Origin of the sequence: Pseudarthrobacter sp. NIBRBAC000502771, from assembly GCF_006517215.1 — a bacterium.
Taxonomy (GTDB): Bacteria; Actinomycetota; Actinomycetes; order Actinomycetales; family Micrococcaceae; genus Arthrobacter; species Arthrobacter niigatensis.
In genome coordinates this window covers 1,803,602-1,817,267 of record NZ_CP041187.1, presented here as the reverse complement: position 1 = coordinate 1,817,267, position 13,666 = coordinate 1,803,602, and the positions used below count along the sequence as shown (strand labels likewise).

Annotated in this window: 13 protein-coding genes; 4 read left to right on the top strand and 9 right to left on the bottom strand. The window is 64.4% G+C overall.

Features of this window, described 5'->3' with window-relative positions; all coding sequences use genetic code 11:
• Positions 1-7: 7 nt before the first annotated feature.
• The gene (aroQ, locus tag NIBR502771_RS08485; RefSeq protein WP_141159369.1) at positions 8-472 is read left to right on the top strand and encodes a type II 3-dehydroquinate dehydratase; all 465 of its coding nucleotides are present in this window, start codon (positions 8-10) and stop codon (positions 470-472) included.
• 10 nt (positions 473-482) lie between these two features.
• Here the strand turns inward: aroQ and NIBR502771_RS08480 are convergent, their stop codons facing one another.
• Positions 483-1,667 carry a MarP family serine protease gene (locus NIBR502771_RS08480; protein ID WP_141159368.1) on the bottom strand — a complete coding sequence of 395 codons (1,185 nt, stop codon included), beginning with the start codon at positions 1,665-1,667 and terminating at the stop codon, positions 483-485.
• Between the two features lie 196 nt (positions 1,668-1,863).
• Between NIBR502771_RS08480 and NIBR502771_RS08475 the strand changes: the two genes are divergently transcribed.
• A complete protein-coding gene (locus NIBR502771_RS08475; protein ID WP_011775987.1) occupies positions 1,864-2,541 on the top strand; it encodes a Crp/Fnr family transcriptional regulator in 678 nt (225 codons plus the stop codon).
• Between the two features lie 56 nt (positions 2,542-2,597).
• Here the strand turns inward: NIBR502771_RS08475 and NIBR502771_RS08470 are convergent, their stop codons facing one another.
• The 8 genes from NIBR502771_RS08470 to NIBR502771_RS08435 all read right to left on the bottom strand — a co-directional run bounded on the left by NIBR502771_RS08470 (position 2,598) and on the right by NIBR502771_RS08435 (position 10,326).
• Positions 2,598-4,136: an alpha-N-arabinofuranosidase gene (locus tag NIBR502771_RS08470; RefSeq protein WP_141159367.1), complete on the bottom strand. Its 1,539-nt coding sequence runs from the start codon at positions 4,134-4,136 to the stop codon at positions 2,598-2,600.
• A gap of 55 nt (positions 4,137-4,191) precedes the next feature.
• Complete coding sequence (locus NIBR502771_RS08465; RefSeq protein ID WP_141159366.1) at positions 4,192-5,088, bottom strand: carbohydrate ABC transporter permease; 897 nt, start codon at positions 5,086-5,088, stop codon at positions 4,192-4,194.
• A 2-nt stretch (positions 5,089-5,090) separates the two neighbouring features.
• On the bottom strand, positions 5,091-5,999 hold the full coding sequence (locus NIBR502771_RS08460) for a carbohydrate ABC transporter permease (protein ID WP_141161468.1): 909 nt from the start codon (positions 5,997-5,999) through the stop codon (positions 5,091-5,093).
• Between the two features lie 97 nt (positions 6,000-6,096).
• Entirely contained in the window at positions 6,097-7,431 is a 1,335-nt protein-coding gene (locus NIBR502771_RS08455; protein WP_141159365.1) for an extracellular solute-binding protein, read from the bottom strand.
• Between the two features lie 216 nt (positions 7,432-7,647).
• On the bottom strand, positions 7,648-8,649 hold the full coding sequence (locus NIBR502771_RS08450; RefSeq protein ID WP_141159364.1) for a LacI family DNA-binding transcriptional regulator: 1,002 nt from the start codon (positions 8,647-8,649) through the stop codon (positions 7,648-7,650).
• 59 nt (positions 8,650-8,708) lie between these two features.
• Complete coding sequence (locus NIBR502771_RS08445) at positions 8,709-9,620, bottom strand: NUDIX hydrolase (RefSeq protein ID WP_141159363.1); 912 nt, start codon at positions 9,618-9,620, stop codon at positions 8,709-8,711.
• A 15-nt stretch (positions 9,621-9,635) separates the two neighbouring features.
• Positions 9,636-10,169 (bottom strand): RidA family protein, encoded by a 534-nt coding sequence (locus NIBR502771_RS08440; RefSeq protein ID WP_141159362.1) that lies wholly within the window; start codon positions 10,167-10,169, stop codon positions 9,636-9,638.
• Between the two features lies 1 nt (position 10,170).
• A complete protein-coding gene (locus tag NIBR502771_RS08435; protein ID WP_009359196.1) occupies positions 10,171-10,326 on the bottom strand; it encodes a DUF4177 domain-containing protein in 156 nt (51 codons plus the stop codon).
• A gap of 37 nt (positions 10,327-10,363) precedes the next feature.
• Here NIBR502771_RS08435 and NIBR502771_RS08430 point away from each other — a divergent pair, with 37 nt between their 5' ends.
• Positions 10,364-12,706, top strand: a complete 2,343-nt coding sequence (locus tag NIBR502771_RS08430) for a transglycosylase domain-containing protein (protein ID WP_141159361.1) — start codon at positions 10,364-10,366, stop codon at positions 12,704-12,706.
• Between the two features lie 6 nt (positions 12,707-12,712).
• Positions 12,713-13,657 carry a metallophosphoesterase gene (locus NIBR502771_RS08425; protein WP_141159360.1) on the top strand — a complete coding sequence of 315 codons (945 nt, stop codon included), beginning with the start codon at positions 12,713-12,715 and terminating at the stop codon, positions 13,655-13,657.
• Positions 13,658-13,666 lie beyond the last annotated feature (9 nt).

Below are 13,666 nucleotides of genomic sequence, written 5' to 3'. Positions count from 1 at the left end.
TGCAGGCATGACTGAAGCCTCCTCCACTGTCGAAGCCGGCCGCGGCACCATCCTGGTCATCAATGGCCCCAACCTGAACCTGCTGGGTACGCGGGAGCCCGAAAAGTACGGCACCTCCACCCTTGCCGACGTCGAACAGCTGGCTGCGGCCACCGGGAAGGACCACGGATTCGCCGTGGAGTGCGTCCAGTCCAACCATGAAGGCGTCCTGCTGGACGCCATCCACGCAGCACGCGGCACCGCCGTGGGAATCGTCCTGAACGCGGGCGCCTTCACGCACACCTCCGTGGCACTTCGTGACGCCCTGGCAGCCGTGCAGCTTCCCGCCGTCGAGGTCCACATCACCAACGTGCACCAGCGGGAGGAATTCCGGCACCACTCCTACCTTTCCCCGGTCTGCGCGGCAGTGATTGTGGGTGCGGGAGTGTTGGGCTACAAGCTCGCCATCGACTACCTGGCGGAGGTCCTGTAGCCGGAAGAGGCTACTTCTTGATGCATTGCCCCGAGGAAACCGGCGAGGACAGCGACGGCGCCTGCTCGGCTACCGGGTCCAGGTCACCCATGGTGATGGCGAACCCCACCTCGGCGTCCGAGGTTGCCTTGGCGAAGACCACCCCTGCCACCTGGCCGTCCGTGGTGAGCAGCGGGCCCCCCGAATTTCCCGGCTGGACGTCACCGGCAAGGCGGTAGATGTCCTCCGGGGAGGGATTGTTGCCGTAGATGTCGGGAACCAGGACGGTGGCAATGTCCTGGACGGTGGCCGGCTTGGACTGGAACGGGCCGCCGTGCGGGTACCCGGCGAACGCGGCCTGGCTTCCGCCGGGCAGGTCGCGGCTCAACTGCAGCGGCTGCGAGGGCAGGTTGTCCACGGCCAGGACCGCAAGGTCGCGACGCGTGTCGAAGTAGACCACCCTGCCGGGCATCGCGCCGCCGTCGGGCATTTCCACCACCGGCTGCGACACGCCGGCCACCACATGCGCGTTGGTGACCACGCGGTCCTCTGAGACGACGAACCCGCTGCCGGTCTGGTTCTGACCGCACTCATAGGCAGTGCCGGCGATCCTCAGGACGGACTGGGCAGCCTTGTTAAGCGCCGGCGTGTTCGTGCTGGTGTTCGGCACCTGGACTGCCTGGCCCTGGTCGAGCCCTTCCAGCAAGGTGGGGATGCCATTGCCGATCACCGTGGACCGCAGCTCCGCCATGGTGGCCTTGACCGGCGTGGGCGTCAACCCGTCGATGAAGCGGATTACCTTGGATTCGGCCAACTGTTGGGACACAACGGGCACGCCGAGTGAACTGACGCTGAACGCCAGCATTGACATCACCAGGGCGGAGACCACAAGGTTCAGCGCCCCGCCCACCAGCCGGTCCACCGCCCGCAGCGGCCGGATCCGCACCACTCCGCGAAGCTGGCGCCCCACCATGGTTCCCAGGCCGTGCCCCAGCGCCATCAGGACGACGGCGGCAGCGATGATGGCGGTGAGCCTCCACCCGGAGTCCTCAACGAAAGTGCTGACCAGGGGGACGGCAAAGAACGCGGCGATGGCGCCGGCGGCAAAGCCCACGAGGCCGCCGACGGTGACCAGGAACCCATTGCGGAGGCCGTAGATCAGGTATGACAGCAGCGCCAGGATCAGGACAATGTCCAGGACAGTCAGGCCGACCACAAAGGCTCCTTATTTACAGTTGAACCCCCATTCTAGTGGCGGACGCTGACAATCTTCTGTGGGCTGCCGCGGCCTGCGGAAGGCCGGCTGCGGGCGGCCTGCCCGTGTTTCCCATGCCAAGTTCGTCACAGAACCTTGAAAATTCTGAAACAATGGCAAAAGCGCCCACAGCCGATACTTTTACTCAGGAGATTTCATGGACATCGAGGTACTGCGCCGAGCACCCCTTTTCGCCACGCTCGACGACGACGCATTCCGGCTGCTGACGGACGAGCTCACCGAGGTGGACCTATCCCGCGGCGCATCAGTGTTCCGCGAAGGCGACCAGGGTGACCAGCTGTACTTCATCGTCTCAGGCAAGGTGAAGCTCGGCCGCACTTCCCCGGACGGCCGCGAGTCCCTCCTGGCCATCCTCGGCCCGGGCGAGCTCTTCGGCGAGATGGCGCTGTTTGATCCCAGCCCCCGCACTGCCACCGCCACCGCGGTGTCCGAAACCCGGCTGGCCGGGCTCAAGAACGAGAGCCTGAACGCCCTGCTGCGCACCCGCCCCGAGGTCTCGGCCCAGCTGCTGCAGGCCCTGGCCCGCCGCCTGCGCCGCACCAACGACTCCCTCTCGGACCTCGTCTTCTCGGACGTCCCGGGCCGCGTGGCCAAGGCCCTGCTGGACCTTGCCGACCGCTTCGGCCGCCCGGCCACCGACGGCGTCCTGGTGGCGCACGAGCTCACGCAGGAAGAACTGGCGCAGCTGGTGGGCGCCTCCCGCGAAACCGTCAACAAGGCCCTGGCCGAGTTTGTCCAGCGTGGCTGGCTCCGGCTCGAGGCCCGCGCCGTGGTGATCCTGGACATGCAGCGCCTCCGCCAGCGCTCCCGCTAAGACCAAGCAAAAAGGCCGCCCCGAGGGGCGGCCTTTTTGTTGCGCAGCCGCGGGAGTCAGTTCTTCACCACGTCCAGTTCGACGACGGCCCACGACAACGCAGGAAGGCTGAGCCGCAGCTCAGAGCCGTTCGCCTTGGCACCCTCCAGCGGCTTCAGGCCCACGCGGTCCTGGTTGTCCTGGTTGTTGATGGTGAACCGGTCACCGCCGTCAGGGATTTCCAGCACTTCCGCCCTGACCACCCGCTGTGCGTCGAAGCCACGCAGGCTGACCTCCACATCCGCCGCCTCCTCGAGCCCGCGGTTGGCAAGGAACAAGGCCACCCGGCCCGTCTCCTCGTTCCAGGTGGCGCTGACATCGACCAGGTCCGTATCGCCAAACCGGGTATTGGCGTACTTGTCGGAGTCGACGGACAACCGCAGGATCTGGCCCTTCGCCAGTTCCGCCATCCTGGAGAACGGGTGGAAGATCGTTTGCCGCCAGGCCGGACCGTTCTCCTCGCTGAAGATGGGGGCGATGACGTTGACCAGCTGCGCCTGGTTGGCGATCTTGACCCTGTCGCCGTGCCGGAGCAGCGAGTTAAGCAAAGTTCCGACGACGACGGCGTCCGTCACGTTGTACTTGTCCTCGATGACCCGGGGGTGCTCACGCCAGCCGGCCTTGGACACATTGTGCGGCTGGTCCTCCGTGTCCAGGCCCCGCTGGTACCAGACGTTCCATTCGTCGAAGGACAGGTTGATGTGCTTCTTGTGCTTGCCCTTGGCGCGGACCGCGTCTGCGGTGGCAATGACCGATTCGATGAAGTAGTCGGTGTCGACGGCGCTGGCCAGGAAGCTGCCGACGTCCCCGTCGTGCTCCTGGTAGTAGGCGTGCAGGGAAACATAGTCGACTTCGTCGTAGGCGTGGGTCAGGACGGTCTGCTCCCAAGCCCCGAAAGTAGGCATTCCCGAGTTGGAGCTTCCGCAGGCCACCAGTTCGATGTCCGGGTCGACGAACCGCATGGCCTTGGCCGCTTCCTGGGCCAGCCGGCCGTACTCCTCTGCCGTCTTGTGGCCGATCTGCCAGGGGCCGTCCATTTCATTGCCCAGGCACCAGAGCTTGATGTTAAAGGGGTCCTTGTGGCCGTTTTTGGCGCGCAGGTCCGAAAGGCGGGTGCCGCCCGGGTGGTTGGCGTATTCGACGATGGCCCGGGCGGCGTCCACTCCCCTGGTTCCCAGGTTGATGGCTTCCATGATTTCGGTACCGGCCTGGCGGGACCAGTCCACAAATTCGTGGAGGCCGAAGGCGTTGGTTTCCAGGGTGTGCCAGGCCCCGTCAAGCCTGCGCGGCCGGTCTTCGCGGGGGCCAATTCCGTCTTCCCAGTCGTAGCCCGAGACGAAGTTGCCGCCGGGATAGCGGACCACTGTGGCGCCGAGCTCCTTTACGAGCTTGAGGACGTCTTGGCGGAAGCCGTTTTCGTCGGCCTCCGGGTGGCCCGGTTCGTAGATGCCGGTATAGACGCAGCGGCCCATGTGCTCCACGAAGGAGCCAAAAAGGCGCCGGGGCACTTCGCCGATGGTGAAGTCGCGGTCGAGGGTGATTCTGGCGCGGGACATAAGAATGATCTCCTTGGTTGTACGTCAGGCAGGTGGTGGAAAGCGACGGTGGGCGTCAGGTGCCGGCGAGTCCCGTCGTCGCAACGCCCTTGATGATCTGGCGCTGGAAGAACAGGAAAAGCAGGATCAGCGGCAGGGCCGCGAGCAACGCGGACGCCATGTTCTGGGCGTACTGGATGCCGTAGGCGCTCTTGATGGTCTGCAGCCCCACGGGGAGGGTCAGGACGGACCCGTCGTTGGTGGCAATGAAGGGCCAGAGGAAGTTGTTCCAGGCGCCGATGAACACGAAGATTGCCACCGCCGCGAGGATGGGGCGGGACAGCGGAAGGATGACCTGGAGGAAAATCCGCATCCGGCTGGCGCCGTCCATGACCGCGGCTTCTTCGAGTTCGCGCGGGATCTGGTCGAAAAACTTCTTGAGCACGAACACCATGGCCGGATGGATGACCTGCGGCAGGATGATGGCCCAGGAGGTATCGATCATGTGCAGTGCCACCATTTGGTAGAACAGCGGGATGATCAGGACCGGCGGGGGAACGATGATGGACGCGATGATCACGGTCATCAGGACCTTCTTGCCCCGGAAGTCGATGCGGGACAGCGCGTAGGCCACCAGCGCGGAAATGACCAGCGTGATCATTGTGATGGCCGCCGAGGTGTACAGCGAATTCCAGGTCCAGAGCGGGATGTTGCCGTCCTGGAACACCTTGACGAACGCATCGGCGGTGAAGCCCGACGGCGGGATCCAGCTGACCTTCGGAGCGGCGGCATCAGTTTCGCTCTTGAAAGCGGTGACGGTTGCCCAGGCGAAGGGCACCATCCAGAGGACGGCCAGCAGGGCGGCGACTGCCAGGACCGCAACGCGGCCGGGGCTCATCCTGCGGCCGTTCCTGCCGCCGGCGGATGGCGTGGCCGTGGAGGGAAGAGGGCGGGCTAGGGTTTCAGTTGCCATGGCTATGCACTCCTGCGGCGGGTGATGAGGAACTGGATGACCGAAACGGCCACGATCAGTCCGAACAAGATGTAGGAGATGGCTGCCGAGTAGCCCAGCCGGTATCCGGTGAAGCCGGTTTCGAAGATGTACTGCACCACGGGCCGGGTGGCACCGCCCGGGCCGCCTGCTGTCATTTGGTAGACCTGGTCGAAAATCTTCAGCGACGCCAGGATCTGGAGGAGCACGATCATCACGGTGGTCGGGGCCAGCTGCGGCAGGGTGATGGAAAAGAACTGCCGCCAGGCACCGGCGCCGTCCAGCGACGCCGCTTCATAGTGCTGGGCGGGGATGTTCTGCATCGCCGCCAGGTACAGGAGGAAGTTGAAGCCCACCGTCCACCACAGGGTGGCGATGACGATTGCCCACATGGCTACGCCGGGGTCGTTCAGCCACGCAACTTTCGGCAGCCCGATTTTGGCCAGTGAGTCGTTGATCAGGCCCAGCTGGGGGTTGTACATCCAGGTGAAGAACAGGGAGACAACGGTGGAGGCCAGCAGGTACGGGGCAAAGTAGGACAGCCGCCACAGCCATTGCGCGGGCAGTCCGACATTGACCAGGGCGGCCATGACCAAGGCAACGACCACCAGCGGGACGGTGCTGATGACCGTGAAGTAAAGGGTGTTGCCCAGCGAATGCCACATGTCGGAGTCGGCGAGGGCTTCGCTGTAGTTTGCCAGCCCAATCAGGCTGTCGTTGGCCCCGGTAAGGGACTTGCCGGTCAGGCTCATGTACAGCCCGTAAAGGAGGGGCCAGACGAGGAAGACCAGGAAGAATGCCAGGAACGGCGCAGCAAAGGCCCAGCCGTTGAGGTTGTCCCGGCTTCCCTGGGAACGGGACCCTGCGGTCCTGGACCCCGCCTGCCTGGACATTCTTTGGCGGGACAGCCCGGGCAGCGAACCCGCCGGACCCTCGCTGTTGTGTGACGTTGCTACGGAACTCATTTGGACTCCTGTGTCGCTTGGCGGTTCAAACCGGGTTGGGACGGGAAAGCAGGGTGTTGGTGCGCCGCACGAAGGCATCCCAGCCATCAGTTGCCTTGTCGCGGCCGAGGAGCACGTTCTGTACGGTCTCCGCAAAGTACGTTTGCCAGTCGGAGCCCGATCCGCTGAACCAGGCCTCCGGGTCGTAGGCGATGATGTCTGCGGCGTTGGCGTAGTGGATCTGGGGCGTGAGTTCGCGGTAGGCCTGGGATTGCACCACCGGCTGGAAGGCGGGGATATGTCCTGCCTCGGCCCAGGACAGCGAGCCCTTGAGGATGTCGCTGACGAATTTGTAGACGTCGCGGCGCTTGGCGTCGTCGACGTTCAGCTGCCGGGGAAGCACGAAGGAATGCGAGTCAGCGTATGCGGCCGGCGTTCCGAACAGCGTGGGGATGGTGGCGGCGTCAACGGGCAGGTTTGCCTTCTTGAAGGTGGGAAGCTCCCAGACCCCGCTGAAGAGCATGCCTGATCCCCCGCGGGCGAATTCCGCGATGCCGGTGCTGATGTCGCCGCTTTGCGCCGCGATGGTGTCATCGAACAGGGAGGTCATGAATTCCAGGGACTCAACGGCGGCCTCGTTGTCGGCCACCATTGGCTTGCCGGGGGTCAGTTCCATGCTTGCCCCGTGCTGCCGGTAGAGGGTGTAGAAAAGGCGCCACATCTGTGACCCGCTGCCGAGGTACCCGAAGGACAGACCGTGCGCCTGGGTCACTTTCTGCATTTCCCGCGCGATGCTGATGAATTCCTGCGGGGACTTCGCTTCCTGCAACTGCCCGTTGCTGCCAAGCAGTCCTGCCTTTCCCGCCACGTCACGGTTATAGAACATGACAAAGGGGTGCGAATCCAGGGCGATGGAGAAGACTTTGCCGTTGTTCCGGCTCTTGTCCCAGATCCTGGGCGCGAAGCTCTGGCTGGTGACGCCGAACTCTGACAGCAGGTCCAGGTCCCATGGGTCGATCAGGCCGCCGGGCGCATAGCCGGGAACGCGGCTGGCATGCATGATGGCCAGCTGCGGCGGACGGCCGCCGGCCGATGCCATGGCCAGCTTGGTGTAGTACGGCGGCCCCCAGGCAAGAACTGTCGGGTGCACCTTGAACGCGGGGTTGGCGTCGTTCACCTTGCTGATCATGTTCTGCATCTTGATGCCGTCGCCACCGGACAGGAGATGCCAGAACTGGATATCCCTGGGGGCCGCGGCGGAGGCATTTCCGCCGCACCCGGACAAGGCCGCCGCGGCGAACACGCTTCCCAACGCTGCGGTTCCGGACAACAGCCGGCGCCTGGACAGTTGCCTGTCGTCGAAAAAATCAAACTGCTTCACCCGTCACTCCTTTGGATGGGTCCGCTGAAAGTCATTCCGTTGCCACAACCGTTGCTGCCGGGTGTCCCTCATCGCAGTCCTGCAGGCTCCGGTGTGACGCACGCCTCACATTACATCGATGTAATGCGTCCCCGCAATGAAAATTGTTAGCGTTCGCAAAGTGATCCCGCTGTCTCGCTTCGACACCACGCCAGTGGCCGGCGCTGCGTGCAGGGCCTAGGAAGAGGTGCTTTCCCGCTCCACGACTTCGTAATCGACGGCCACCACCCGCTGCGGGCCCTCGCGGTCCTGCATGCGTTCGGTCAGGAGCCGCAGGGCTTCGCTGGCCACCCTGCGCTTGTCGAAGGAGACGGTTGTCAGTGACGGCACCGCATATTTCGCATCTGCGATGTCGTCGAAACCCGCAACGGCCACATCGTCGGGAACCCGAAGGCCGCGTTTCCACAGCACGCTCAGGGCACCGATCGCCATGGAATCGGTGAAACAGAACAGCGCCTCGGGCACCGGGTGCGCGTCAAGGTAGGCGGAAAGAGCATGGGCTGCCGTATCCGGGCTCCACTTTTCGCAAGGGATGATCAACGAGTCGTCCCAGGGGATGCCGAGTTCGCCAAGCGCGGCCTGGTACCCGCGGGTGCGGAGGACGGCTGCCGCGGAGCCCCTGCCCTCGGCGGCGCCCAGGACCGCGATACGCCGCCTGCCCGTCCTGCCGAGCGCCAGTGTCATGTCACGGGCGGCGGCGACGCTGTCCACCCACACACGGTCGGCCAGCTTCTGGGACACTTCCCCAAGCAGGACCACGGGAGGCAGGGCGACGCCCACTTTGACGGCACTCTCGTCCAGCACCACGGGGTTGAGGATCAACCCGTCTATCAGGTTGGAGCGCGCGCGGGACATCAATTCGTACTCGCGGGTGGGATCGGATCCCGTCTCCTCGATCTGCACGCTCCAGCCCTGTTCATGGGCTACTTCCACCACGCTGTGCGCAATTTCGGCAGAATACGGCGTGGCCAGGTCCGGCAATGCCAGGGCAATGACGCCAGACCTGCCGTTGCGCAATCCCCGGGCGGAGAGGTTGGGGACATAGTCCAGCTCGGCCATGGCCTGCTCCACCCTGGTTCGGGTGGGAGCGCTGACCGGGACAATTCCGTTCATGACGTTCGAGACTGTCTTTGGCGAAACCCCTGCGAGGCGCGCTACGTCCTTGACCGTTGCGCGCAAAGGCGCCCCCTTGCTTCCGGTGTGGCATTGTTGAGGATTTTACCCGCCTCTGCAGGGCGTCAGCGTTCGCGCTGGTGGTCCCCTGCCACGGTCTTGGCCGCCTCGACTTCAAGCATGAGCCTGCCGTCTTCTTCGACCAGCGTTGGCTGGTATACGTGGTGCTTCCGCTTGTAGCTCAAATAAGCGATACAGCCGTTGGCCGTCGCCATCTTTTCCAGCATGATTTCCGAGCCCGGCACGAGCAGTTCGCCCAAGGGGCGGCCCACGGTGTTCTCCTGGCCTGCCTCGTCCCCAAGATTGCTGGTGTTCCGTTCCTGCACCACCTGCGCCGCGTTGACCCATCGGCCCCACACGCCTTTGCCCCCAAGCAGCGACGGCTCCTGGCCAAGCGGCTGGGTGGCCGCAAAGTACCGGGTATCGAACCGGCGGTGCGCAAAGTCCGGGCTGCGCCAGTTGACCAGGGACTTCAGCAGGTCGGTGCGGAGGGAAAGTCCGCGCTTGCCCAGGACCTGGGCAAGCGTCTTTTCCTGGTCCGCGACGGCCACGCGGGCCCGCATCCATTCGGACGTTGACGTGGCTTCGACCGTATTGGACATATCCGGACCAGCCAGCAGGATGCCGGTTTCCTCGAAGAGTTCCCGGATGGCTCCCACCACGTGGCGGCGCGCCAGCCCGACGTCGTCCGTTCCCATTTGCTCAGCCCAATGCTGCGGCGACGGGCCCAGCCAACCCATGGGCTCGTCGTCGGACGGGTCAAGGGACCCGCCGGGGAACGCGAGGACCCCCAGCGGCGAGGAGCCGGGTCGGTAACCCAGCCACGTCTCCAAACCGGTGGGTGAATCGCGCAGGAGGACTACGGATGATGCGTAGCGGGCGGCCCTGGGGGTCCGCTCGCCGTGTTCGAGCCAGCTTTGTGCTGCCCCTTCCAGATCCTGGGGAAGTGCAAAAAGGCGTCGTGCGAGGTGCGGCAAGGGAAGTGTCCGGTCTTAGCTGAATTCGGCGATCAACTCGACCTCTACGGGAGAGTCGAGTGGAAGTACGGCAACGCCGACGGCGGACCGCGCGTGCTGCCCGGCGTCGCCAAGGACACGGCCCAGCAGTTCCGAGGCGCCGTTGACGACGGCGGGCTGGCCCGTGAAGGAGGGATCCGAGGCGACGAATCCCACAACTTTGACGATCCGCGTGATGCGGTCAAGGTCACCGATGACGCTCTTGACGGCAGCAAGGGCGTTGACGGCGCACACTGCCGCGTAGCGTTGGGCGTCCTCCGGGGAAACCGTGGGCTCGTCGGCGAACCCTTCCGTTCCTGCCGAAACCTTGCCCGTAGCTTCGAGTTTGCCGTTAATAAACGGCAGCTGGCCCGAGGTATAGACGTGGCTGCCGGAGACGACAGCGGGAACGTAGGAGGCTACCGGGGCGGCAACCTCCGGGAGGGCAAGGCTAAGTTCCGCGAGGCGCTGCTCGACGGCGGAAACCGGCGCCGTCGCCGGGCTGGACTGGGCTTCTGCGGGGGTGCTCATGCTACTGCTTCTCCCTCTTGAGGTAGGCGACAAGGCCGTTACCGTCGGGTCCGGGGACTACCTGGACGAGCTCCCAGCCGTCCTCTCCCCACTGGTCAAGGATCTGCTTTGTAGCGTGGATGATGAGCGGAATCGTCGCGTACTCCCATTTGGTCATGAGAGAAAGCGTAGCCCTTGCCGGTAAAGTGGAAAACATGGCGACTCGCAACAACCCCTTATTCGACACTGCCACCACACTGGGTAAGATCCTTCTTTTCCTTGGTGTGAGCGCGATTTGCGGTGTCCTCGTGGCGGGCCTGTTGGTCCCTGCCGCGGCCGTCTCTGGCAGCGCGGCAAGCGGTTCCATCAATTTCTTCGATTCCCTTCCCGCCGAACTGAAGGTTGATCCCCCGAGCCAGACCACCAGGATCCTGGCTGCGGACGGCAGCGAGATCGCCAGCGTCTACACGGAGAACCGCACCAAGGTTCCGCTGGACCAGATTTCACCGAACATGAAGAACGCCATCATCGCGGTGGAGGACAGCAGGTTCTACGAGCACGGCGGTGTGGACACCACCGGCATCCTCCGCGCGCTGGTCGCCACAGCCCGCGGCAACAAGCAGGGCGCGTCCACCATCACGCAGCAGTACGTCAACAACGTCCTGAACGCCAACCTCGCAGCCGCCGGCGAAGAGGACCAGATCAAGCTCAACGGCGTCAACAAGGGCGTTGGCGACAAACTCCGCGAAATGAAGCTCTCCATCGCCCTGGAGAAAGAATTCACCAAGGACCAGATCCTTGAGGGCTACCTGAACATCGTGTTCTTCAACCGCGACGCATACGGCATCGAAGCGGCATCCCGTTACTTCTTCAGCACTACTGCCAAGGACCTCACCCTGCCGCAGGCAGCCCTGCTCGCCGGCCTGGTGAACAGCCCCTCCGCCTTTGATCCCATCACCAATCCGGAAAAGTCGAAGCAGCGCCGGGACCTGGTGCTGGGACTGATGAAGGACCAGAAAAAGATCACCGCGGAGGAATACGAGGCCGCGGTGGCCACGCCGGTGGAACCCAAGGTGACCCAGCCCAAGCAGGGTTGCGCCTACGCCGCTTCTGCCCCGTACTTCTGCAACTACGTCCTGCATCTGCTGGAAAACAACCCCGCCTACGGCGCGGACAAAGAAGAACGCCAGCATGTCCTCTACGGCGGCGGCCTCACGATTACAACCACCCTCGACCCCAAGGCCCAGGCCACGGCCCAGGAACAGGCCGATGCGGCTGCAGGCGCCAACCCCGACAAGTGGGGCGCGTCCATGGTCTCAGTGCAACCGGGCACGGGCAAGATCGTCTCCATGGCCCAGAACACTTCGTTCCTGGCTGGCCCAAGCGGCTTCAACTCGCAGTTGAACTTCAACGTTGACCAGCTGGACAAGGACGGGAACGACCTCAACGGCATCGGCGGCTTCCAGCCCGGCTCAACCATGAAACCGTTCACCTTTGCCGAGTGGCTCAATGAGGGCAAGACCATGAATACCGTGGTCAACGCTGCCCAGCGCGTCTACCCCATCGGCTACCCGTGGAAGAACACCTGCGGCAAGGTGCAGGGCGCTTACAGCACCGCCCAGAAGAACGCGAAGCTGGATGCCGCGGATGACCTGCAGAATGCTGAGCCACAGTGGTACAAGCCGCTTACGGTCCTGGAGGGCCTCTACAACTCCATTAACACCGTAACCTTCGCCTCCGCCGCCCAGCTGGACTTCTGTGGAATCCAACAGATTGCGGATGCCGTTGGGCTGCACAGCGGCCTGCCGTCGGCGGATGGCAGCGAGCCGAACCCCAAGGTGAACATGATGACCCTGGGCAACCTGCTGGGGTCCACCCAGACGTCACCCCTTACGATGGCCAGCGCCTTTGCCACCTTCGCGAATGACGGAAAGTACTGCGAACCCATCGCCATCACCTCAGTCACCGATGCCACCGGCAAGCAGCTCCCGGCCCAGTCCAGCAACTGCCGGGACGCGATCAAGCCAGAGGTCGCCCGCGGCGTGAACTACGCGCTCCAGGAGGTCCTGAACAGGGGCTCGGGCTCGCTGATTCAGCCCCGGATTTCCACCAAGACGAGCTTTCCCATCGGCGCCAAGACCGGTACGTCCAACAACAACGGCTCCACCTGGGTTGTTGGCCACACTACGGGCCTGGCTACCGCGGCCTGGTTCGGTGACCCCTTGGGGAACCAGGGCCGTGCCGGCCAGAACATCACCGTCAACGGAAAGTTCTATCAAGGCATTGACGGCTACATGATCGCCGGCCCCATGTTCTCCAACTACATGTCCAAGATCGCTCCGGCCTACGGAACCAACCCGTTCCCTGCGCCTCCGAGCAACATGGTCAGCGGCCCTACGGCGAACACGACGCCTGGCCGTACCACTCCCCAAGCCACCCAGGCGCCCGTTCCCGCCCCGCAGGCTACCCAGGCTCCAGCACCGCAGGCCCCCGCCACCCAGGCTCCTGCCCCAGCCCCCGCCCCCACCAACAACGGCAACGGCAAGGGAAACGGCTGACCGCACATGGACATGGATAACCTGGCAAGCCGCGCCCGTTCCTTCGGGCGCGGCTTTGCCGTCACTGCAGGAGCCGGAACCGCGGCCGGGATGGCCGCCTTCGGTTATGGGCTCTGGGAAAAGAACCAGTTCGTCCTCCGTGAGGAAACCCTGGCCATCCTCCCGCCCGGCAGGGACCCTTTCCGCATTCTGCACTTGAGCGATATCCACTTCGTCCCCGGGCAGAAGAAGAAAGCTGAGTGGCTTGGGTCGCTGGCGGAGCTCCAGCCGGACCTGGTGGTGAACACGGGCGATAACCTCAGCCACGTCAAGGCTGTGGACCCGCTGCTGGATGCTTTGAAGCCGCTGCTGCAGTTCCCCGGAGTCTTTGTCCCGGGCTCCAATGACTACTTCGCCCCCAGCCCCAAGAACCCTGCGTCCTACCTGCTGGGTCCGTCCAAGGTAAAGCCCAAGCCGGTCGCCCTGGACTGGCCGCGCCTCCGTTCCGGGTTCGGGATGAGCGGCTGGGTGGACCTGACCAACCGCAACCAGTCAGTGGTCCTCCACGGTATGCGCTTCGATTTTTCCGGCGTCGATGATCCGCACCTGAACCGGGAACGGTACGCCGGATGGCCCCGGGGAACGGTCAACCAGGATTCCAATGACCACCTCCGGATCGCCGTCATCCACGCGCCGTACCAGCGCGTGCTGGACCACTTCACGGAAAGCGGCGCAGACCTCCTGCTCGCCGGCCACACCCATGGCGGCCAGCTGTGCATCCCCCGTTACGGGGCCATCATCGCCAACTGCGACATTCCCACGTGGCGCGCCAAGGGCCTCAATGACTGGTCAAGCAACGGAAGGACGACGCCGGTCAACGTCTCCGGCGGCATCGGCACCTCGCGCTTCGCCCCGGTAAGGATCGCCTGCAAGCCGGAGGCCGTCCTGCTGACCCTGACCTCCCGCAACTGACCCGTTGCC